Genomic DNA, 21,432 nt, shown 5'->3' with positions numbered 1-21,432 from the left:
GACAAGCGACTCGCAACTCCGCGGACAGAAGGAGCCCTGATGGCGACCGGTGCTGGACGGTACAACGAAATCCTCGACACGTTCACCCGACACATCGCCGAGATCGGCTACGACGGCGTCAACTTCGGTCTGGTCGCGAAGGAGCTCGGCGTGTCCAAGGGCACGATCGTGCACCACTTCGGCACCAAGGACAGGATCCTCGCAGCGCTGCATGAGTCCTACATGACGCGCCGGCTGGCCGAGCTCGACCACATGCTCGAGAAGCTGAAAGACCCGGCCGAGCAGCTCGCGGCCGCGCTCCACGCCTTCATGCTGTACCACGTGGAGGATCGCGCGGCGACGGTCGCGTTCCAGCGCGAGGTCGTCAGGCTGGCTGACGAGGAGTCGATGGCCAAGGGAGCAGAGCTGCGGCAGCAGTACTTCACCCGCGTTCGGGACGTCATCCAGGCCGGAGTCGACGCTGGGGTCTTCCGCCAGGTGGACCCCACCGTCGACGCGCTGCTGATGTTCGGTTCGGCGCAGTGGGCGTGGACCTGGTTCCACCCGGACGGCGATCGCCCCATCGATGCCATCGGAAGCGCTCTGGTGGACCTCGTCCTGGGCAGCCTGCTGGTCGACCGCGACCGCGTGACAGAGCTCAGCGACCCGGCGGGGCGGGCCGCGAAGGCCGTCCGGGACGCGATGCAGGTCGTTGCGGAGACCGAGGGCAAAGCCGCTTCCTGAAGCGAGGGCAGATCCGCTCTGGCGTAGGTCGGCATGCCGCGCTAGAGTTGACCGTACGCACGGTCAACGAGGAGCTTTCATGTATATCCAGGCGGCAGTACTGCGCGAGCGCGGTGGCGCCTTCAAGATCGAGGACGTAGAGCTCGCCGAGCCCGGACGAGGCGAGGTGCTCATCGAGATCGCCGGTACGGGGTTCTGCCACACCGACCTGCTCCCGCGCATCGACGGGTTCATGGCGCAGCCACCGCTGATCCTGGGCCACGAGGGCGCCGGGGTGGTGACCGCGACCGGGACGGACGTCACCGATGTCGCCGTCGGCAGCCACGTCGTGCTGTCCTTCGACCACTGCGGCACCTGTCGGGCCTGCACGGACGGGCATCCCGCCTACTGCCGTTCCTTCTGGGGGCGGAACATGGTTGGCCGCTCCAGCGCCGACGAGGCCCGAGCGCACGACATCGCAGGCACCCCGATCGGTGCCCGATGGTTCGGACAGTCCTCGTTCGCGAGCCACGCCGTGGTCGAGGCGCGCAACGTCGTCCCGGTGCCCGACGACGTCCCGCTGGAGCTCCTCGGTCCCCTGGCGTGTGGAGTGCTCACGGGCGCAGGCTCGGTGTTCCGGGTCCTCCGGGTCGCGGAAGGCGAAAGCACGGCCATCTACGGCGCAGGGACGGTCGGGCTCTCGGCCGTGATGGCGGCCGCAGCAGCGGACGCCGAGCACGTCATCGCGGTCGACCGGCACCACTCTCGGCTGGAGCTCGCGCTGGAGCTCGGCGCGACGCACGTCGTCGATTCAGCCGGCCTCTCTGCGGGGGAGATCGCCCGTCAGGTCAAGGAGATCGCCAAGGGGGGCACCGATACCGCCTTGGACACCACTGGAGCGCCCATGGTCGTCGCGGCAGCGGTCGCCGCGCTGCGCGCCCAGGGCACCCTCGGCCTCGTCTCCGCCGTGGCAGGGCCCTTCGATCTGCCGGGTGATGCCCTCGCGACCGGCAAGACCATCACCGGCATCCTCGAGGGTGACGCGGTCCCACGTGCACTCATTCCCGAGCTCATCGACCTGTGGCGACAGGGCCGGCTGCCTTTCGACCGCCTCATCCGGACCTACCCGATGACTGACATCAACCAGGCCGAGGCCGACATGGCCAGCGGCCACACCATCAAGGCCGTCCTCATCCCGGGAGCAGCGACATGAGCACGCTGACCTACGCGCGCACGGACCTCTTCATCGGAGGCGCGTGGCATCCGTCGAGCGGCCGCGAGGTCACCCAGATCATGTGCCCGGCCACCGAGGCGCCGTTCGGCGAGGCGCCCAGGGGCACCTTCACCGACGCCGACCGCGCGATCGACGCTCGGTGCGTCGGGCCCGCAGGTCGTCGAGGGCTGGTACTGCGCGCCGTATCCGAGACCACTCGAGCGAACCCGGGAATACGTGGAGATCATGCGCCGAGTCTGGGCGCGAAACGCGCCGGTGGAGTCTTCCGGGCGGCACTACCAGCTGCCGTATGGAGGCGCCGACGGCACCGGGCTCGGGAAGGCGCTGCGATCCACCGTGCACCCGGTTCGTACGGACATCCCTGTGTACCTCGGCGCAGAAGGTCCGAAGAACGTCGCACTCGCCGCAGAGATAGCCGACGGCTGGCTGCCCCTCTGGTTCTCCCCCAAGTCCGACGCCTTCTATCGATCGGCGCTGGCCGAGGGCTTCGACGTACCGGGTGCCCGGCACACCGCCGAGACCTTCGAGGTTGCAGGCGTGGTGTTCATGGCGGAGGACGAGGATGTCGAGCTCGCGGCCTCACGCATCAAGCCCATCATCGGTCTCTATGCGGGGGCATGGGCGCCAAGAGCGCGAACTTCCACAACGACCTGTTCGTGCGGATGGGCTGAGGTCTGCCAGGAGCTGCAGGAGCGCTACCTCGCCTGGCGCAAGCAGGAGGCGATCGACGCCATCCCGCTTGAGATGGTGGAGGACGTCGCCCTCGTCGGACCGGCGGACAAGGTGGTCGACGACTTCAAGAACCGATGGGCCCCCACCTGCCTCACGACCCTCATCGTGAGCGGGAGCCAGAAGCAGACAACCCTCGCCAGGCTGGTCGAGGAAGCGTCCCGCTGCTGAGACCGCCACAGTCGAAACAAGGGCGCTGGCCTGTCCATGGACGGGCCAGCGCCCTTGTTCGGCGATCAGGTCGTTGACGTCAGACGCCCACTCCCAGCTGCGCGAGGAACCCAGCCTGGTCGTAGATCACCTTGTACTCGGCGACGCGGTCCCCTTCGAAGCGCCAGAACTCAGCGAGCTCGACGTCCATGGAGGCACCGGTGGGCGGCAGGAAGGCGCCGTCCGGAAAGCCGAGATCCTCGGTGTGCGTGCCGGTCACCTGTACGAGTGCAGCGACCTCGTCCGTACCACTGATCACGCGGTAGGGGCGGTGACGCAGATCGGGGAACGCCGCAAAGAACCCGGCCATCCACAACACCACGACCTCGGCGCCCGTCTCCTTGAAGCCTGAGGCATCGATGACGCAGTCCGGCGTCAAGGCGGCCTCCACCCATTCGAAGTCATGCGCATCCACGTGCCGAAAGAACTCTTCGACCCAAGCGGCGCTCGTCAGAGCTGGTGCAGTCGTGTTCATCGTTTCGTTTGCCTTTCGAGTTGTCAGTACGACGAGCTGGCAGGAATGAGCACAGGCTTGATCACCTTGCCGGCGTGGAAGTCCTCGAGTGCGGTGGCCAGCTCCTCGAGTGGGTACTCGGTGATCAGCCGGTCGAACGGGAACTGCCCGTCCTGCCACATCCGGATCAGCCCGGGGATCAGCTGGTGCGGGTCGGCGTCGCCCTCGATGACACCGGTCAGCGTGCGACCGATGAGGAGGTGGCCCTGGTCGATGGTGATGTCGTTCTCGAGGGTTTGCAGGCCCACCGTGGCGCATACCCCGGGCGAGCGCAGCGAGCCGAGGGCCTCCCGGACGACGCTGCCGAGGCCGACAGCCTCCATCGAGGAGTCGAGTCCCCCGGTGGCTTCGAGGATCTCCCACACGACGTCCTTGGTGGAGGACGGGTTGAAGGTGTGGGTCGCGCCGAGCTCCCGCGCGAGGGCCAGCCTGTCGTCGTTGAGGTCGACCGCAACGATGTTCTCGCAGTCGAGCGCCTTCGCGGCCATCAGGCCGGCGAGGCCGACGGTGCCCATCCCCCAGAACCCGATGCTCTGCCCCGGCTGCGGACGGAGCACGTTGAGGACGGTGCCTGCTCCGGTCAGGAGGCCGCACCCGAGTGGTCCGAGCAGATGGAGCGGTGCATCCCTGTCCACCTGGACGGCGTTGCGTGCGCTCGCGACGGCGTGGGTGCCCCATGAGGATTGCCCGAACCAGCTGCCGTGAACCTCCCGGTCGCCCTGGACCATGGTCGTGGTGCCGTCCAGCCGGGTGCCGAAGTAGTTCAGGGGTGCGAAGAGCTCGCAGTACGCCGGGTGGCCGGCACCGCACGCTCGGCAGTCCCCGCACGTGTCGAAGGTCAGCACGACGTGGTCGCCGGCCTCCAGGCCCTCGACGTCGGCGCCGATCGCCTCGACGACCCCTGCGCCCTCGTGACCCAGCACCGCCGGTGTCGGCAGCGGCACGTTCCCGTTCAGGCCTGTGAGGTCGGTGTGGCAGATGCCCACCCCGGCGATCCGGACGAGCACCTCGTTGTCCTGTAATGGAGTGTGCTCGACCTCCTGCAGGGCTGGAGCAGCGCCGGCTTCCTCGAAGATCGCTACCCGCATGGCTCAGCCCTCCTTGGCCGGTACGACGAGGTCGTAGACCCTGCGCTCCAGTGAACGGGAGAGGTCGACGTGCACGAACTTCTCCTCGGTGTACTCGTCCAGCGCGTGGGGGCCGAGCTCCCGGCCCACACCGCTCTGCTTGAAACCGCCGAAGGGGTAGAGGGCGTTCACCATGTGCCAGTCGTTGATCCACACCGTCCCGGAGTCGATCTGTCTGGCCACCTCCATGGCGGCGTCGATGTCCTCGCTCCACACTCCCGCGGAGAGCCCGTACTCGGAGTCGTTGGCGATGTCGATCGCCTCCTGGACGTCGGAGTAACGCAGCACGCACAGGACCGGTCCGAAGATCTCCTCCTGGGCGATGCGCATGTCGTTCGTGACGTCGGTCAGGATCGTGACGGGAACCCAGTGGCCGGGGCCTTCGGGCACCTCACCCTGGAAGGCGATGGTGGCGCCCTCCTTGGGGGCGAGCTCGAGGTAGGACTCGATGCGGGCCTTCTGCTCGGCCGAGATGATCGGCCCCATGTCGGTGTCGAAGTCCGCCGGATCGCCGACCTTGATGGCCTTTGCCCGCTCGATCATGCGCCCGACGAAATCGTCGTGGAGCGAGTCTGGCAGGAGCAACCGGGTGCCCGACTCGCAGGCCTGCCCCTGGTACAGGCAGAACGCGAACAGCGCACCGTCGACCGCCGTGTCCAGGTCGGCATCGGGGAGGATGATGTTGGGCCCCTTGCCACCGAGCTCCAGCGTGACCTTCTTGATGTTCCCGGCCGCCTGCTGGGCGATGAGCCGACCTACCGCGGTCGACCCGGTGAACGCGACCTTGCGGACGTCGGGGTGGGCGGACAGCCGCTTGCCGACCTCCTCGCCCTCTCCGGTGACGATGTTCAGGACCCCCGGGGGCAGCCCCGCGTCATGTGCGGCGCGGGCGAGCTCGAGCAGCGTCGCGGGCGTCTTCTCGTCCGGCTTGATGACGACGCAGTTTCCGGCGGCGAGCGCAGGGCCGAGCTTCCAGACAGCCAGCAGGAGGGGAAAGTTCCACGGCACGATGCCGGCCACGACTCCGATCGGCTCGCGCCGGGTGATGCCGGCAGCCATCGTCGGGTAGCCCAGCATCGGCCCCGAGGACTCGAACGCGTAGGTGCGCGCCAGGTCGGCGAAGTACTGAAGGTGCGAGATCGAGTAACCGACGTGGAACGCCATCGCCTGCCGGATGGTGACGCCGTTCTCGGCGACGTGCAGCTCGACGAGCTCATCCATGCGCTCGTTGAGGATCTCGACGATCCGGGTCATCGTCGCCGCGCGCTCTTCGGGGTTGGCGTTGCGCCACTCCCCTCGGCGGTGCGCGGCGAGGGCGGCGGCGACTGCCTGGTCGGTGTGCTCGACGGTTCCCTTCGCCGCGGTGGCGACGAGCTCCTCGTTGGCCGGGTTTGTCAGCTCGTAGCGATCTTCCGTGTCGACCCACTGCCCGTCGATGTACATCCGGAAGTGCGGGACCCCGATCATCAGACCGCGGCCTTCTCCGCCACCAGATCCCGGTAGATCGGGAAGACGGGCTTCGCGGCGGGGATCAGCTTGAGAATCTTGGTCACCGGACCCTTGGCCTTGACCTGCCCCTTGGCGAGGCCCACGGCGACGTTGTACTCGCCGCGCCAAAACTGGTTGCCGTGGTCGGCCGACATCGACATCCGCACGTCCGGCTCGAGGTCGGAGTCGCCCTCGATGACCTCGATGGCGGGCTCCTTCAGCACCACGGTGATGCTCGACGTGGGGTTGCTGTAGTCGAGCCGCAGCACGATGTCCGCCGCGCGGAGGTTCGACCCGACACCCTCCACGTCGTTGGCGACCCGGAACACCCCTCCGAGGTACTTGTAGACCTCCGCGTCGTCCTTGAAGTAGCTCATCTGATCCTCCTGCTGTCCGGGGTGGACCCGGTCGGGTCCTGCGATGCCCACGTCAGATTGACACAGACCGTACGTGCGGTCAATCATGTGGCAGACCAAGCCACCGCTTGGCGGACCAAGCGAGGAGACGCCGATGACGGGACAGGATCGCCAGGCGCTCGGCCGGTACCTGCGCGCACAGCGCGAGCTGGCCCAGCTTTCCTTGCGAACCCTGGCAAGCGCCACGAACGTCTCCGACTCGTACCTGAGCCAGGTCGAGCGAGGACTCTTCCAGCCGTCCCCGGCCGTGCTCAGGGCGATCGCGGACGGGCTGGGCATCGCCCCCACGACGCTCTTCCGCCGCATGGGCTGGATGCCGCCGGAGACTGCGGAGCCCAGTCTGGGCGTGCTCGACGCGATCGAGTCGGACGAGCAGCTGAACCGGGCGCAGAAGGCCGCCCTCATCTCCACCTACAAGGCGATGGTCGACGGACCGTGAGTCGGAAAGCTCCGACCGCCGTCGTCCCTCAGGAAGGAACAACATGCCCAGCTACCAGGACGTCACCAGGGAGATTGGCGACCAGTGGGTCGCGGCACTCAAGCGGACCGAGGACGCACTCGCCTCGGTCGCACAGGGCGTGCGCGACAGGGTCGACCTCCCGCAGATCCCGGTGCCGGACCGGCTCAGCAGGCTCAACGACGCCCTGAGCGACCGGGTGCCGCTGCCGAGCGAACTGGTGAAGGCGAACTTCGAGCTCACCGAGCGCCTGCTGGCTGCCCAGCGCGACCTGACGCTGCGACTGCTGGGCGCGAGCGAGGAAGCGGCCGAGACTCCGGCACCCAAGCCGGCCGCGAAGAAGGCTGCGTCCGCCAAGTAGCAGCCGAACACCAAGGAGCCGCTCACCCCTGCGACTGGGGTGGGCGGCTCTTACGTCTCAGTCGCCGTCTGCGGGCCGTGCAGTCACCACCGGATAGGCCTCGCCCTCGCCGTCCTGGACGTAGCGCACGACGACGTCCTCGCCCCGCGCGACCTGCTCACCCTCGAGCCGGGTGATCAGCCACGGCCCCTCGTCCAGCGCGACGACCACCAGGTGCGTCGCGGGCTGCGTCGAGCGGTCGACGGCGAGCGCCACGGTCGAGCCCCACCCACTTGCCTCGGCCCAGCCGAGCTCGAGGCTGCCGCACACGTCGCAGGCCAGTACGTCGGGCCGACTGCGATGCCCCTCGGGACAGGCGCGCAGGAGCAGCCGGCCGGCGCGCAGGCCGTCGAACCATGCCGCGGTCATGTCATCGCGTCGCGCGGGCGCCCGGGTCACGGAGCTCATGCTGCGGTCTCCGAGGTCAGGACGAGGGTGGAGTGGTGCTCGAGGATGCCGCCGTTGCCGCTCACCATCGCCGTGTCGTGGGCGCCCACCTGCCGCTCGCCGGCCTGGCCGCGCACCTGGACGACCGCCTCGTGGAGCGGTGTCATGCCCCAGAGGTAGAAGGACGAGAGCTGGCCTCCCCCCGTGTTCGTCGGGAGTGCCCCTCCCGGACCGAGGGCTCCAGACGCCGCCAGGGCTCCGGCCTCACCCGGGCCGCAGAACCCGTAGTCCTCGAGGGTCACCAGGACCGTGTAGGTGTAGCAGTCGTAGATCTCGCGCAGCTGCACGTCGTCCAGGCCGAGGCCGGCCATCGCCAAGGCTGCCCTCCCCGATGCCTTGGCCCCGGTCGTCAGCCCGAAGGAGCCACCAGCACGCAACGGTGGCGCTGGATGTGCCTGGCCCCATCCACGGACGTGCACCGGGGGCTGGCGCAGGTCCCGCGCCCGTTCCGCGCTGGTCACGATCACTGCCGCTCCCCCGTTCGACACCAGGCAGCAGTCGAGCAGGTGCAACGGCTCCACAACCCAGCGCGAGGCGTGGTACTCCTCGAGGCTCAACGGCGTGCGCATCGCGGCGACCGGGTTCATCTCGGCCCACCGGCGCTGGCTCACGGCGACCGCCCCCAGCTCGTCGTGCGTCACGCCGTACGTCGACATGTAGCGGTCCGCCGCCAGCGCGTACCGATGCGTGGTGCTGGTGAGGCCGGCCGCAGTCTCGGCGCTGCGCACTCCCCTCGCCTGCAGGGAGAACGCCTGGTATGCCTCCGCCCCCGAGCTCGTCCCCGAGCGAGGGGTGTCCGCGAAGACACAGGCGACCACGTCAGCCGCGCCAGCGTCGACGGCCTGGGCCGCCTGGGCCACCATCACGCCCGCCGATGCGCCGTACGCAGTCAGCGAGGACAGCACACGCAGGTCGCGAAGCCCGAGACGCCGGGCGAGGGTGAGGTCGAGGGCCGGCTGGCTGAACGCCGGGTTGATCAGCAACCCGTCGACGTCGGCGAGCGTGAGCCCCGCGTCGCCGGCCGCCAGCGCGACCGCCTCGGCAGCGAGCTCGAAGGACGTCCTGCCGTAGACCTTGCCCACCTCGGTCAGTCCCAGACCCGCAATCGCCGCCATCTTCACTCCTTGACCGTACGTACGGTTCACAGGTTACCCTAGGGCAGCGCCGGACGCCATCCGCGAGCGGCGTCCCGCACCACGAAGGGAGATTGACCGTGCAGGCAACGATGCAGCGACACGAACTCCGGATCGCCGACCTGTTCGAGCATGGCGAGCACGTCCATGCCACGGCGACGATCATCGACTACGTAGACGGAGTGCTGGTCGACCGCACGTTCGCCGAGGTGGCGGACGAGAGCCGGCGGCTCGCCAGCGCGCTCGCCGGGCTCGGAGTCGGCCGCGGTGACGTCGTCGGGACGCTGTGCTGGAACACCTCCCACCACGTGGCGGCGTACTTCGCCGTGCCGGGCATGGGGGCGGTGCTGCACACGCTGAACCTGCGCCTGCACGCCTCGCAGCTGTCCTACATCGCCCGGCATGCCGAGGACCGGCTGATTATCGTCGACGCCGACCTGCTCCCCCTGCTCCTGGAGTTCCTCGGCGACGTGCCCAGCGTGCGCGACGTCGTCTGCATCGGGGAGGCCGACCTCGCGGCGCTGGCGGTCGAAGGCGTCTCGTTCCACAGCTTCGCCGACCTGGTCGCGACAGCAGAGCCGATGACCGAGCTCGCCGACGTCCAGGAGGACGAGGCGGCGGTGCTCTGTTACACGACGGGCACGACCGGGGACCCGAAGGGCGTGGCGTACAGCCACCGCTCGACGTACCTGCACACGCTGATGATTTCGACGGGCAGCGCCTACGGGTTCACCGACGGCGACACCGCACTGCCGGTCGTGCCCATGTTCCACGCCAACGCGTGGGGCTGGATTCACGCCGCCTGGATCGCCGGGGCCCGGCTGGTGATGAGCGGACGGTTCCTGCAGGCCCCGCACCTCGCGACCATGATCGAGCAGACGCAGCCGACCATGCTGGCCGCCGTACCCACGATCTGGAGCCAGCTGGGTGAGTACGCCGCCGAGCACGAGGTCCACCTGACCGGTCTTCGCGTCGCAGTATCCGGCGGCTCGCCGCTCTCGCCGGCGCTCGCCCGGCAGGTCCTCGAGCGGAACGGCCTTCAGCTCACCCAGGGGTGGGGCATGACCGAGACTTCCCCGCTGCTGACCTTCTCCCGCCCCCCGGCGGGTACGACGCAGGGCGAGGCCATCTCCTGGACCACGAGGACCGGTCGGCTCATGCCGGGCGTCCGCGCGCGGATCGTCGACGAGCACGGCGTCATCCAGCCGCGGGACGGAGAAGCGCAAGGCGAGGTCGAGGTGGCCGGCAACACGATCACCGGCGCCTACATCGGCGATTCGGACGCCACCAAGTTCCGCGACGGCTGGCTGCGCACGGGCGACCTCGGCGTGATCCATCCCGGGGGCTGGGTCCAGCTCAAGGACCGGCTCAAGGACGGCATCAAGAGCGGCGGCGAGTGGATCTCCAGCGTGGAGCTGGAGAACGCGATCGCCGAGCATCCCGGCGTCGCGGAGGTCGCCGTGATCGGCGTCCCGGATCCGAAGTGGGAGGAGCGGCCGCACGCCTTCATCGTGCCGGTGGCGGGGGTCGAGCTCAGCGAGGGCGAGCTAGCGAGCTTCCTCAGTAGTCGGGTCGCCAAGTGGTGGATCCCGGATCGCTGGAGCTTCACTGCCTCGATTCCCCGTACGAGTGTGGGGAAGCTCGACAAGAGCAGCCTCCGGCACGTAACGCACTCCAACGCGTAGAAGGGGGCCACCGATGCCACGCTTGGCTTCCCGCGGGGTTGTCCGCGCCGATCTCGTCGTTCGAGAACCAGACGATCCGGCAGGTGATGCACCTGCGACACGGTGGCGATGCGATCCGCGTCGAGCGCACCGTCGATTCCTTCGACGACGTGGCCATCAGCATGTTCACGCCCGAGGCGACCGGGCCGGCCACCGTGCACGCCAACGCGAACCAGTCGTTCTTCGTCGCGGGAGGTGACCGCGCCCGCGATGCATCCGCCACGGGGTTCGTCCGACACGGCCTCACCGAGCCGCACCTCGCTTCCTTCACCACGGCCTGGTACTACGTGAGGAGCTTCCAGGTCGAGTCCCCGGGCGCACGAACCGTCGTGGCGTTCGGTGACTCCATCACGGACGGGTTCTTCTCGACGGGCGACACGAACAGCGCTACCCGGATCTCCTCGCTCGACGCATGCAGGCGGATCCACGCACCTCGCATCCTTCGCTGGTCGCGCGGCATCGCGGGTCAGCCGAGGTGAGACAAGCCGTCCGCCAGCAGCTCCGGAACCGCGGCGGCAGCGCCACGTGCTTCTCGGCCAGCGTCCGCCCCGACCGACGCCCGATACGCGATGCCCTCGGCGATGACCGCGAGCTTCAGGTGGGCCAGGCCGAGGTAGAACGCCCAGTCGCCCAGGTCGCGGCCCGAGCGGCGGGCGTAGGCGTCGGCCAAAGACTCGGGGGCCGGGAGGCGTGGACTGGCCCAGGCCGCCGGGATGCCGAGGACCGCGTCGAGTGCCGGGTGCCGGTAGGTGCACATGAGCGCGACGTCCGTGCAGGGGTCTCCGAGGGTGGAGAGCTCCCAGTCGAGAACGGCCACGACCTGGGCCGGGTCGTCCGCGGCGAGCATGACGTTGTCGATGCGGTAGTCGCCGTGCACGATCGAGGTCGCCGCGCTCGTGGGCACCCGGTCCGCCAGCCGGATGTGGAGTCGTTCGAGGTCGGCGAGCTCCCGGGTGTGGACCTGCTCCCACTGCCGGCGCCAGAGTGCTACCTGCCGCTCGAGGTAGCCCTGTGCTCGCCCGAAGCCGGAGAGTCCGACCTTTTGCGGGTCGACCTCGTGCAGCGTGGCGAGCACGTCGACCAGTGCCGCACAGGTGGCGATGAGCTCGTGGTCGGTCAGGTCGGTGAGATCGCTGCGCTGCCTGACCACTCGACCGTCGATCCATCCCGTGACCGTGAAGGGCGCCCCGAGAACCGACTCGTCCTCGCAGAGCGAGACCAGCGGCGGGACCGGCACGGCAGTGTCGGCGAGCCCCGCGGTCACTCGCGCTTCGCGCACCATGTCGTGGGCCGAGGCGGTCCGCCCGGCCTGCGGCGGGCGGCGCAACACCCACCGGCTCTGCCCATCGCTCAGTTGGTAGGTCAGGTTCGAACGACCGCCGGCGATCAGCTCCGACCGCAGCGGGCCCGCGAGGTCCAGGCCAACCGCCTCGAGGTGCTCGGCGACGGCCTGGGTGTCGAGACACGTCACGCCCGTCACCCCTGCACGCGCCGTCGAGCCGCGGAGGCGGCACGCTTCGCGATCGCGAACCGGTGGACCTCGGAGGGGCCGTCGTAGACGCGGAACGGGCGGACCTCGCGAGCGATGCGGGCGATCGGCAGGTCCGCCGAGGTGCCCATCCCACCGCACAGCTGCAGGGATCGGTCCACCACGCGACCGATCGCCTCCGCGCCGAAAGTCTTGGCGATGGACGTCTCCTGCGCGGCCGGAGATCCCGAGTCGAGAGCGGTACAGGCCACGTCGAGCAGGGCGCGCGTGGCGGCGAGGTCGATCTCGTTCTCGGCGATCAGGTGCTGGGCCAGTCCCTGGTCGGTGAGCCGCGCACCCATCGACCGGCGCTCCAGCGCGTAGTCCAGGGCAGTCTCGTGCGCACGGACCGCAGCCCCGAGCCACCTCATCACGTGCGTCATCCGGGCCGGGCCCAGCCGCACCTGGACGTACCGGAAGCCCTCGTCGACCTCACCTAGCACAGCGTTCGCGGTGACTTCGAGGCCGTCGAAGCTCACCTCGCAGTGGCCGCCCACCATCGACCGGTCCATCGTCGGCACGTGCCGGCCGACACGAAGACCAGGGCTCGAGGCCGGCGCGAGGAACATCGTGCCTCCGCCGCGCTCGCCCGGCTCCCCCGAGGTGCGGGCCATGATGATGAAGAAGTCCGCGCCGTCCGCGCCGGTGATGAAGACCTTCTGACCCTCGATCCGCCAGCCGCCGGGCGTGCGAACGGCGATCGTCCGCAGGGCCGACGGGTCGGAGCCGGCCCCCGGGGCGGGCTCAGTCATCGCGAAGGCCGACCGCGCCTCGGCGCGCACCAGCGGCGCCAGGAAGCGCTCGCGCTGCTCCGGAGTCGCGATGCGGTCGAGCAGGTGCATGTTGCCCTCGTCCGGGGCTGCTGCATTGATTGCCATCGCGCCGAACAGCGCATACCCCGCCTCCTCGAACACCCTGGCTCGCTCGCGCATCGAGAGCCCGTGGCCGCCGTATTCCACCGGGCCATGGGGAGCCAGGAGTCCGAGCTCGAGCGCGCGAGCCTGCAGTTGCCGGCGTAGCACGTCGCCGCCGGCAGCGGTGATGTCGCCGTCGTGGCGGTCCTCGACGGGCACCACCTCCTCGCGAACGAACGCACGCGTGCGCGCCACCAGGTCGTCCACTTCGGCGCTGCGCTGCGGCGCTGCGCTGGTGGTGCCAGTCGTCATCGATGCCTCCATGTGGTGGGTTTGTCTTGTCGCCCTTAGTGGCCGGACATACCGCCGTCGACGGCCAGGGTGCTGCCGGTGACGTAGCCCGACGCCGGACTGGCGAGGAAGAGCATCGCCGCGGTGATCTCCGCGGGATCCCCCATCCTGTTCAGGGGGCTGCGCGCGCCGATGAAGAAGTCGAGCATCTCGCCGGGCACGTCCTCGGTCATCTCGGTCTGGACGTAGCCCGGCGCGAGCGCGTTGACCCGGATGCCCTTGCGCCCGGCCCATTGGGCGGAGAGGTCCCGCGTGAGCCCGATCAGGCCTGCCTTGCTGGCCGCATAGGCGGCCTGCGGCGCGGGTGGGGCAATGAAGGCCAGCGTGCTGGCGACGTTGACGATGCTGGATCCAGGGTTCATCTCGCGTGCACACGACTGCGCCATCCAGTAGGCGCCCATCAGGTTCACGTCGAGGACGCGGCGGAAGTCATCCGGGCGCTCGTGCAGAGCCGGCACGGCGGTGCCAAGACCGGCGTTGTTGACCAGCACGTCGATGCGCCCGAAGTGCGCCATGGCGCGGCTGGCCACGTCCCCGCACTGCTCCGGGTCAGCGACATCGGCAGGGACCACGAGAGCGCAGCGGCCAGTCGCCTCGACGGCGGCAGCCGTGGTCGCGAGCCGGTCGGCGCGTCGCGCCGCCAGGACGACGTCGGCACCCGCTTCGGCAACTGCCACCGCGAAGTCCGCACCCAGGCCGGACCCGGCTCCGGTGACGATGACCACGCGTCCGTCGAGGCGATAGAGGTCCAGGACGCCCATCACGCACCCACCCACTCGGGCATCCGCTTCTGCGCGAAGGCGCTGGCACCTTCACGTGCGTCCTGGCTGGCACGGACGGCGGCGAACTCGGCCTCGTTCATCTCCCACATGGCCGGCTCCCAGGAGGATCCGGTGGCGCTGCGCATCATCATCCGTTTGCTGGCCCGGACCGCGAGCGGGGCGTTGGCGGCGATCGTGTCGGCCAGGGCGAGAGCGGTGTGGAGCACGTTCTCGGGCGGCACGACACGGTTGACCAGCCCCCACCGCAGGGCCGCCTCGGCGTCCACCGGCTCCCCGGTGAAGACGGCCTCGGCCGCGATCTTCGCCGGGATCTGGCGGTGCAGTCGCAGCACACCGCCTGCTGCGGCGACCAGTCCTCGCTTGACCTCGGGAAGTCCGAGCCGGGCCTCGTTGCTCATCACCACGAGGTCACAGGCCAGGAGGATCTCCGTCCCGCCGCCGAGCGCGAAGCCGTTGACTGCGGCGATGACCGGCTTGTCCACGAAGTGGCGCACGAACCCGGCGAAGCCGCGCTCCAGGTGGTCGGTGTCGTGGACCGTCCGGCCCGCCGCCAGCTCCTTGAGATCCGCTCCGGCGCAGAAGGCAGCACCGGCCCCCGTCAGCACCGCAACGCGGAGACCGGGGTCGGTGGCGATTTCGGCCACAGCTGCACCGAGGGCGCGCGACAGGCGGGCATCGACGGCGTTCATCGCTGCCGGCCGGTTCAGGGTGATGAGGGCCACGGCCCCGCGCCGCTCCAGGAGCACGGGCTCGCTCGACGCCTCGGCGGGGGCTGGCGACGGTTCGGTCATGGGCTCGTCTCCGATCACTGCTCTTGTCAGATCGAGCCCTCACGCTACTATTGACCGTACGCACGGTCAACGAAGGGTCCCTTATGCGAGACGCAGTCATCGTCGAGGCAGTTCGCACTCCCATCGGGAAGCGCAATGGCACACTCGCCGACGTACACCCGGCCGACCTGTCGGCCCACGTCCTCAACCAGCTGGCGGAGCGATCCGGCGTGGACCCCGCGGTCGTCGAGGACGTGCTGTGGGGATGCGTGAGCCAGATCGGCGAGCAGACCTACGACATCGCCCGCACCGCCGTCCTCACCGCCGGCTGGCCAGAGTCCGTCACAGGGGTGACCATCGATCGCCAATGCGGCTCCTCACAGCAGGCGGTGCACTTCGCCGCGGCCGGCCTGATCGCCGGCCACTACGACGTCGCCGTCGCCGGAGGCGTGGAATCCATGTCCCGGGTGCCGATGGGGTCCTCCACCGCCGACCAGCAGCCCTACCCGCCGTCCTTCCAGGCCCGGTACGGCGCGCCGAACCAGGGCATCGGCGCCGAGATGATCGCCGAGAAGTGCGGCCTCTCGCGCGACCAGGTCAACGAGTTCGCGCTCGGTTCGCACGCGAAGGCCGCCGCTGCGCAGGACGGCGGTCTGTTCGACGGCGAGCTCGTGCCCGTCGCGGTCGGCGAGTACAACGCGACCCGGGACGAAGGTGTCCGCCGGGGCAGCACCCTCGAGTCGCTGAACTCCCTCAAGACGCCGTTCAAGGACGACGGACTCATCAGCGCCGGCAACGCCAGCCAGATCTCCGACGGTGCCGCCGCGCTGCTGATGACGACCACCGTGAAGGCGAAGGAGCTCGGCCTCCGATCGATCGCGCGGGTGCACACGGTCGCCCTGGCCGGCGCGGATCCCGTCATGATGCTGACCGCTCCCATCCCTGCGACCGACAAGGCACTGCGCCGCGCGGGTCTTCGCATCGACGACATCGGCGCCTTCGAGGTCAACGAGGCGTTCGCGCCCGTGCCGCTGGCCTGGCTCGCGGAGACCGGAGCCGACGAGCGACGACTCAACCCGCTCGGCGGAGCGATCGCGCTGGGGCACCCGCTCGGCGCCAGCGGCGCCCGCCTCATGACCACGCTCATCCACCACATGCGCAACAACGGGATCCGGTACGGGCTCCAGACGATGTGCGAGGCCGGCGGGCAGGCGAACGCCACGATCATCGAACTGGTGGCGTGAGCGCGATGACGAGAGACCTGGCCGGTGCCACCCTGGTCATGTCCGGCGGAAGCCGGGGCATCGGGCTGGCCACCGCGCTGGCCTTCGCCCGCCGCGGCGGCAACGTCGCCCTGCTGGCCAAGACCGACGAACCACACCCCGCCCTGCCGGGCACCATCCACACGGCCGTTGAGGCCATCCACGACGCCGGTGGCCGTGCCGTCGGCGTGCTGGGTGACGTCCGCTCAGAGGAGGACGTGGCCAGGCTCGTGAGGATCGCGGTGGCGGCGTTCGGCAGGATCGACGTGGTCGTCAACAACGCCAGCGCCATCCACACCGGCGGCACCCTGTCCACGACCGCGAAGAAGTTCGCCCTCATGCACGAGGTGAACATCCGCGGGACCTGGCTGCTCACGACCCAGGCACTGCCGCACCTGCTCGAGTCCCGGGGCTCGGTCATGACACTGTCCCCACCTCTGAACCTCTCGCGCCGGTGGCTGGGTGCGCACCCGGCGTACACCACATCGAAGTACGGCATGACCCTGCTGACCCTGGGCTGGGGTGCCGAGTTCGCCGCCGACGGGATCTCGGCCTTCTGCCTGTGGCCGGAGACCCTCATTGACACGGCCGCCGTACGCAACGTCGTCGGAGGTGCCGAGGGCGCCCGCTCACCGGAGATCATGGCCGACGCTGCCATGGCGCTGCTCGAGCAGCCGAACGAGCAGACCAACGGGCACACCTTCATGGACGTGGACGTCCTGCGTGCCAGGGGTGTCAGCGACTTCAGTGGCTACGGCGGGGAGTCCCCGACGCGGGACATCTTCGTCGACTGAGCCGAGGAGATCCCCGTGCATTCGATTCGACGAAGCCTTCTCGCCCTTGCCACATCCGCCGTCACCGCCCTGGTGGTCACGATGGCGCCGTTGCCGGTATCGGCGACATCCCTCGTCCCACCGCTCCCCCAGCCGGGGCTCCCGGGCCTGTCACTGGCCGACAGCAACTTCTACGTGCCACCCTCGCCGCTGCCGAGCGGCCAGCCGGGCGACCTGGTCAAGACCAAGCCAATCACGTCGTCGCTCTATCCCGAGGCTCGTGCGACCCGGATCATGTACCTCTCTCGTTCGGCGCGCGGACAGGCCGTGGCTGTCACCGGTGTACTGCTCACGCCGCTCACCCAGGAGCCTAACGGGGACCACCCGCTCGTCGTCCACACCCCAGGGACGCGCGGACTCGGTGATCACTGCGCCCCCTCCCGGCAGACGGACCTGGCCACCCTCAACGTGCGGAGCGCGGACTACTCGACCCTGGACCACCACCGGTTCCTGCTCCACGGAGTGTCCGTCGTGATCACTGACTACCTCGGTCAAGGCACCCCCGGGGTTCCGGAGTACCTGGTCGGGTCGTCCGAAGGCCGCAACGCACTGGATGCCCTGCGCGCAGCCCAGCAGGTGGAGAATGCCGGCCTGTCCCGACAGTCACCCGTAGGCATCAGCGGCTACTCGCAAGGCGGCCAGGCCGCGGCGTGGGCGGCCGAGCTCCAGCCCACGTACGCGCCCGAGCTCGACCTGCGTGGAGTGCTGGCCGGAGGCGTACCCACAGACATGTGGACCGAGGTCAACCACCTCAGCGGTAACCCCGTTGGCGCCGGATTCGCGATCGCAACGCTCGTCGGGCTCGACACCGCCTACCCGGAGCTGGCCCTGGCATCCAGGCTGACCGAGGAGGGACGGGCGGCGGTCGACCGGGTCAAGCAGTCGTGCTACCTCGAGGACGCCGCGGCCTTCGGCACGATGTCCATCAGCGACGTCACCCAGCCCGACGTATTGACCGATCCCGCCTGGCAGCGCGCCTACGACCGGTCCCTCCTGGGCACACGCAAGCCCGGCGCCGCCGCGTACGTCTACCACGGCACCAGCGACACGATCGTTCCGTTCAGCCAGGGCCAGCAGCTCTACGCCAGCTGGTGTGCCCGGGGCGCCGACGTCACGTTCGAGAGGATCGTGGGCCTCGAGCATGTGGCCGGAGCTGCCCTGACCTCCCCGGCTGGGATCGCGTGGCTCATCGGACGACTTCGAGGGAGGGCCGACGACGCCGGCTGTCGGGTGACGTCCACGCCCTGAGAGCGCGCCGACTGAAAGGGTATCTCCTGCACCGTGGCGTACAGGGTCAGGGGTTGCCCAGCGGTCGCGGTCACGGGCTCTGCTCGTGACTGGCCATGGTGCGCACCAGGTCGACGTCGCGCCGGAAGGCGGTCGGCAGGCCGGCGCTTTCCTGAGGGTCCGCCTCGTAGCCGACCAGGCCAGCCTCCACCAGGTCGGCCGCGGTCCTTGCAGTGCTGAAACATGCAGCGTCACTTGGTCATTGACCCAATCATTTGCCTCAAGACGCCCTGAATCGCGGTCCACCCACGCCTAAAGGCGTCCGAGTTCGTCCGCCGCAGACCACGCTCGTTTATGTCCTCTCGAAGCCCCGAACGGCCCGAACGGCCCGATCCTGCTGCCAACTGCTACCAAACACCCGTCGAGAACGCCAGAGGCGGCCTCCGGATCTCTCCGGAAACCGCCTCTGACCTGGTGTTTCTCTTGGTAGCGGGGGCAGGATTTGAACCTGCGACCTCTGGGTTATGAGTGGTTCGCGCTGGCGCACCGCCGGCCTGGTCGCCCGGTTCGATGGTGACGGTCCGGCTGCCCACAGGTGAAGTGTGGCTCTGACCTGCACCGTTGCGTTCCCGGCGCATTCAGGTGCGTCCCGCGACATCTCGCTGTTTCTTCACAACTGCGCAATATCTCGCCCGAATCTAGCCAGCGGTCTTCACTTCAGGACTCCCAGAGCGCCATGAGCCGAGTGAACGCATGCTCGTAGAAGCCTGGCCGGTGACCGGGCAAGAACTTACCGTGCCGGAGAGCGGCGCTCGACCGCCGCGAAGCCGCGCAAGCGGGGCGTCACGGCTTGGAGCGTTCCCGGATCCACACTGCGACCTGGGTGCGTGAGGTGAATCCGAGCTTGACGAGGATGTTCTCGACGTGGGTCTCGACTGTGCGTCTGGAGATCACGAGCTTGCTGGCGATGTCCTGGTTGGTGAGCCCGGTTGCGAGGAGCTCGGCGATCTGGTGCTCGCGCTTCGTGAGTCCAATGGGCCCGGTGCGGGGCTCGGGATCAGCAATCGAACCAGTCGCTGGCTTCTCCTCGAGTGCGTAGGCGATCGCGGAAGCCAAGTCTATCGCGGTTCCTTCGGCGTACGACGCGGTGAAGGGCTCCGACCCCATGGCTTCCCGGGCGCTCTTCTCACTGTCCTGACGCAGCGGGAACAGGCCAGGGATTGCTTCCAGCGAGGTCGCGATCATGGTCCAAAGGGTGTCGGCTGCCCCGAGCAACCTGGCAGCCCTGCGTGGATCCTCCCGCGTGTGCATCCAGGCGAGCGCTTCGAGGCAGAGCGCGACGCCCAGACGGTCGTCCATGCGCCGCTTCAGTTCGAGGCTCTGCTTCTCCAACGCGACCGCCCGGGTGAGGTCGCCGTCATCGGCCCAGACCACCAGGCCGAGGTGCCACAGCGAATACGACCGGTACCAGGACTCCTCGGCCGGTTCGCAGATATTGAGGCAGGCATGGTGAGAAGCCGCTGCGCGCTGGAGGTCGCCAGCAAAACCGTAGGTCATGCCGAGCACCCCGTGGGTCTGGGCGATGTCGCGCAGGTTCCCGCCCGACTGGAGGCCGTCCAGGGCACGTTTGAAGCTTTCCGCTGACCCTTCGAAGTCGCCCATAAACATCTAGTGGTAGCCCGTAGCCTGGTCGACCAAGGCGACGGCCGGTGCCCCGATCTCGTCGGCAAGCCGGCGGGCTTCGGCTAGAAGGAGCCCGGCGGCCTGCCGGTCGCCTTGCAGCACAGCCAGCCAACACGCTGCCCGCAGACCCCGAAATCGGCTGAGGTCGTGTTCGGGCACCAGAAGCAACAGCCGGTGCAGCCACCCCCTGATTTCGTTCAACGCAAAGTACGCCGGCGCGTTTTCCCGAAGCCGCGACGCGAGCTCCAACCCGGCCGCTGCCTCACCGGGTTCGGTGCAGCAGAACTCCAAGGCGAGCCGGAGGTTGGCCTCCTCGCGCCGCACCCGCCGCATCCAGTCGACCTGCCGCGAGCTCATCCAGTCCGCATCGACGCGGGCCAAGAGGTCGGCGTAGAAGTCCCGGTGCGTGCGGCGGGCGCTCTTCAGCGAGCCGGCCAGCTCCAGGCGCTCCAGGCCGAACTGCCGGAGCACCTCGTGCATCCTGTATCGGGAACGATCCTCGCGCCGCTCGATGGTGAGGATCGACTTGTCGACGAGGGACTGCACGAGACGGGCAACCGAGTCCCTGGTGGCGGAGGGATCGGCGTCAGCCGCGACATGCTGAATGGCGTCGATCTCGGCCCCGCCGGCGAATACGGACAGCCGCTCCCACAAATCGCGCTCCGCAGCCGAGCACAGGGTGCTGCTCCACTCGATGCATGCAGCCATCGTCCGGTGCCGCTCCGGTGCGCTCCTGCTGCCCATGTCGAGCAGCAGCCAGTGGCCGCGAAGCCGGTCGAGCAGCTCGGACGGCGACATTGCGCGCAACCTCACCGCGGCAAGTTCCAACGCCTACGGGATGCCCTCGAGGTGCTCGCAGATACCGATCACGGCCGCCCGGTTCTGCTCCTCCACACTGAAACCCGGAACCACCCGGCTGGCTCGTTCGACGAACAGCTGGACCGCCTCGTAGTCCTGGAGTGCGCCATGATCTGCTGCGGGATCCGGCACCGACAATGGAGCGACAGGCCGGATTGCCTCTCCGCCGATTCGCAGGGCTTCCCTGCTCGTGGCCAGGATGCGCAGTCGGGGGCATGTTCGCAGGAGGGTGTCGGCCAGGACCGCGCAGTCCTCGATCAGGTGCTCGCAGTTGTCCAGCACCAGCAACAGCTCGAGCCGCCTCAACTGCTCGGCGAGCCGGATCACTCCGAACTGACCGGACCGGTCGTGGATGCCCAGAACTGCTGCCGTGGCGTCGGCGATCAGCCTCGGATCCGACAACTCTCCAAGCGGCACGAACCAAACGCCATCCCGCACAAACCGCTGCAACTCGGAGGCCACCTGCAGCGCCAGCCGCGTCTTCCCCACACCGCCCAGCCCAGTGAGTGTGACGAGCCGTGACTCCGACAGCAGACGCCGCACCTCGGCGCGATCATGCCGCCGGCCGACAAACGCAGTCAGTTCTGCCGGCAGACTCGAGGAAGCGTCGCGCGCCATGGCCGGTCGGCCCATGTCCATCAGGATAGGTCCGAAGTGAGCCGGAAGTGGAGCCGGCACGCATGCTACGAAGTTTCGTAGCGGG

General features: G+C 69.0%; 23 protein-coding genes. 10 read left to right on the top strand and 13 right to left on the bottom strand.

From position 1 onward, the window contains the following. Positions 1-39 precede the first annotated feature (39 nt). The 3 genes from E7Z54_RS08770 (at position 40) to E7Z54_RS08760 (ending at position 2,836) form a co-directional block, all read left to right on the top strand. Complete coding sequence (locus E7Z54_RS08770; protein WP_136432899.1) at positions 40-723, top strand: TetR/AcrR family transcriptional regulator; 684 nt, start codon at positions 40-42, stop codon at positions 721-723. A gap of 79 nt (positions 724-802) precedes the next feature. Further along, positions 803-1,915 (top strand): NAD(P)-dependent alcohol dehydrogenase, encoded by a 1,113-nt coding sequence (locus tag E7Z54_RS08765; protein ID WP_136432897.1) that lies wholly within the window; start codon positions 803-805, stop codon positions 1,913-1,915. 48 nt (positions 1,916-1,963) lie between these two features. Further along, positions 1,964-2,836, top strand: coding sequence for an LLM class flavin-dependent oxidoreductase (locus tag E7Z54_RS08760; RefSeq protein ID WP_136432895.1), 873 nt, complete (start codon positions 1,964-1,966; stop codon positions 2,834-2,836). A gap of 79 nt (positions 2,837-2,915) precedes the next feature. On the opposite strand, the gene E7Z54_RS08755 is transcribed toward E7Z54_RS08760, so the two are convergent. The 4 genes from E7Z54_RS08755 to E7Z54_RS08740 are packed head-to-tail and all read right to left on the bottom strand — an operon-like array spanning position 2,916 to position 6,381. Beyond that, on the bottom strand, positions 2,916-3,350 hold the full coding sequence (locus E7Z54_RS08755) for an ester cyclase (RefSeq protein WP_136432894.1): 435 nt from the start codon (positions 3,348-3,350) through the stop codon (positions 2,916-2,918). Between the two features lie 23 nt (positions 3,351-3,373). Further along, positions 3,374-4,477, bottom strand: coding sequence for an NAD(P)-dependent alcohol dehydrogenase (locus E7Z54_RS08750; RefSeq protein WP_136432892.1), 1,104 nt, complete (start codon positions 4,475-4,477; stop codon positions 3,374-3,376). Between the two features lie 3 nt (positions 4,478-4,480). Next, a complete protein-coding gene (locus E7Z54_RS08745) occupies positions 4,481-5,983 on the bottom strand; it encodes an aldehyde dehydrogenase family protein (RefSeq protein ID WP_136432890.1) in 1,503 nt (500 codons plus the stop codon). After that, on the bottom strand, positions 5,983-6,381 hold the full coding sequence (locus E7Z54_RS08740; protein WP_136432889.1) for an SCP2 sterol-binding domain-containing protein: 399 nt from the start codon (positions 6,379-6,381) through the stop codon (positions 5,983-5,985). Before E7Z54_RS08740 ends, E7Z54_RS08745 begins: the two co-directional genes overlap by 1 nt. 133 nt (positions 6,382-6,514) lie before the next feature. Between E7Z54_RS08740 and E7Z54_RS08735 the strand changes: the two genes are divergently transcribed. Together E7Z54_RS08735 and E7Z54_RS08730 are read left to right on the top strand one after the other, a co-directional pair. Beyond that, positions 6,515-6,859 (top strand): helix-turn-helix domain-containing protein, encoded by a 345-nt coding sequence (locus E7Z54_RS08735; RefSeq protein WP_206056088.1) that lies wholly within the window; start codon positions 6,515-6,517, stop codon positions 6,857-6,859. 43 nt (positions 6,860-6,902) lie between these two features. Continuing rightward, complete coding sequence (locus E7Z54_RS08730; RefSeq protein WP_136432887.1) at positions 6,903-7,238, top strand: hypothetical protein; 336 nt, start codon at positions 6,903-6,905, stop codon at positions 7,236-7,238. A gap of 57 nt (positions 7,239-7,295) precedes the next feature. Here E7Z54_RS08730 and E7Z54_RS08725 read toward each other — a convergent pair whose 3' ends face one another. Next, the gene (locus tag E7Z54_RS08725) at positions 7,296-7,685 is read right to left on the bottom strand and encodes a Zn-ribbon domain-containing OB-fold protein (RefSeq protein WP_136432885.1); all 390 of its coding nucleotides are present in this window, start codon (positions 7,683-7,685) and stop codon (positions 7,296-7,298) included. Then, complete coding sequence (locus E7Z54_RS08720) at positions 7,682-8,839, bottom strand: thiolase family protein (RefSeq protein ID WP_136432883.1); 1,158 nt, start codon at positions 8,837-8,839, stop codon at positions 7,682-7,684. The genes E7Z54_RS08725 and E7Z54_RS08720 overlap by 4 nt, the downstream gene beginning before the upstream one ends. Positions 8,840-8,949: 110 nt before the next feature. Between E7Z54_RS08720 and E7Z54_RS08715 the strand changes: the two genes are divergently transcribed. Together E7Z54_RS08715 and E7Z54_RS08710 are read left to right on the top strand one after the other, a co-directional pair. Further along, entirely contained in the window at positions 8,950-10,542 is a 1,593-nt protein-coding gene (locus E7Z54_RS08715; RefSeq protein WP_136432881.1) for a long-chain-fatty-acid--CoA ligase, read from the top strand. A gap of 38 nt (positions 10,543-10,580) precedes the next feature. Then, on the top strand, positions 10,581-11,060 hold the full coding sequence (locus E7Z54_RS08710) for a hypothetical protein (RefSeq protein ID WP_136432879.1): 480 nt from the start codon (positions 10,581-10,583) through the stop codon (positions 11,058-11,060). Here the strand turns inward: E7Z54_RS08710 and E7Z54_RS08705 are convergent. The 4 genes from E7Z54_RS08705 to E7Z54_RS08690 are packed head-to-tail and all read right to left on the bottom strand — an operon-like array spanning position 11,048 to position 14,887. Beyond that, positions 11,048-12,052, bottom strand: coding sequence for a phosphotransferase family protein (locus E7Z54_RS08705; RefSeq protein ID WP_240769594.1), 1,005 nt, complete (start codon positions 12,050-12,052; stop codon positions 11,048-11,050). The two genes, E7Z54_RS08710 and E7Z54_RS08705, sit on opposite strands and share 13 nt — an antisense overlap. Positions 12,053-12,057: 5 nt before the next feature. Next, the gene (locus E7Z54_RS08700) at positions 12,058-13,275 is read right to left on the bottom strand and encodes an acyl-CoA dehydrogenase family protein (RefSeq protein WP_136432875.1); all 1,218 of its coding nucleotides are present in this window, start codon (positions 13,273-13,275) and stop codon (positions 12,058-12,060) included. Positions 13,276-13,310: 35 nt separating this feature from the next. Continuing rightward, positions 13,311-14,075 (bottom strand): SDR family NAD(P)-dependent oxidoreductase, encoded by a 765-nt coding sequence (locus tag E7Z54_RS08695; protein ID WP_206056087.1) that lies wholly within the window; start codon positions 14,073-14,075, stop codon positions 13,311-13,313. Further along, positions 14,075-14,887, bottom strand: a complete 813-nt coding sequence (locus E7Z54_RS08690) for a crotonase/enoyl-CoA hydratase family protein (RefSeq protein WP_136432871.1) — start codon at positions 14,885-14,887, stop codon at positions 14,075-14,077. The genes E7Z54_RS08695 and E7Z54_RS08690 overlap by 1 nt, the downstream gene beginning before the upstream one ends. Positions 14,888-14,970: 83 nt before the next feature. On the opposite strand from E7Z54_RS08690, the gene E7Z54_RS08685 reads away from it, so the two are divergent. From E7Z54_RS08685 to E7Z54_RS08675, 3 genes are read left to right on the top strand one after another with little or no spacing between them, the layout of a single operon-like run. Next, positions 14,971-16,110 carry a thiolase family protein gene (locus tag E7Z54_RS08685; RefSeq protein ID WP_136432869.1) on the top strand — a complete coding sequence of 380 codons (1,140 nt, stop codon included), beginning with the start codon at positions 14,971-14,973 and terminating at the stop codon, positions 16,108-16,110. Between the two features lie 5 nt (positions 16,111-16,115). Further along, a complete protein-coding gene (locus E7Z54_RS08680) occupies positions 16,116-16,922 on the top strand; it encodes an SDR family oxidoreductase (protein WP_136432867.1) in 807 nt (268 codons plus the stop codon). A 15-nt stretch (positions 16,923-16,937) separates the two neighbouring features. Continuing rightward, positions 16,938-18,209 carry a lipase family protein gene (locus E7Z54_RS08675; protein ID WP_136432865.1) on the top strand — a complete coding sequence of 424 codons (1,272 nt, stop codon included), beginning with the start codon at positions 16,938-16,940 and terminating at the stop codon, positions 18,207-18,209. Between the two features lie 822 nt (positions 18,210-19,031). On the opposite strand, the gene E7Z54_RS08670 is transcribed toward E7Z54_RS08675, so the two are convergent. The 3 genes from E7Z54_RS08670 to E7Z54_RS08660 are packed head-to-tail and all read right to left on the bottom strand — an operon-like array spanning position 19,032 to position 21,362. Further along, positions 19,032-19,850 (bottom strand): helix-turn-helix transcriptional regulator, encoded by an 819-nt coding sequence (locus E7Z54_RS08670; protein ID WP_168798236.1) that lies wholly within the window; start codon positions 19,848-19,850, stop codon positions 19,032-19,034. 6 nt (positions 19,851-19,856) lie between these two features. After that, positions 19,857-20,669, bottom strand: coding sequence for an ATP-binding protein (locus E7Z54_RS08665; RefSeq protein ID WP_136432861.1), 813 nt, complete (start codon positions 20,667-20,669; stop codon positions 19,857-19,859). Positions 20,670-20,702: 33 nt separating this feature from the next. Next, on the bottom strand, positions 20,703-21,362 hold the full coding sequence (locus E7Z54_RS08660) for an ATP-binding protein (protein WP_136432859.1): 660 nt from the start codon (positions 21,360-21,362) through the stop codon (positions 20,703-20,705). Positions 21,363-21,432 lie beyond the last annotated feature (70 nt).

It is taken from the genome of Nocardioides sp. (assembly GCF_004803405.1).
In the GTDB taxonomy this organism is placed as follows: Bacteria; Actinomycetota; Actinomycetes; order Propionibacteriales; family Nocardioidaceae; genus Nocardioides; species Nocardioides vastitatis.
Note: the sequence above shows the minus strand (reverse complement) of the source record. Positions and strands in the feature narration are given on the sequence as shown.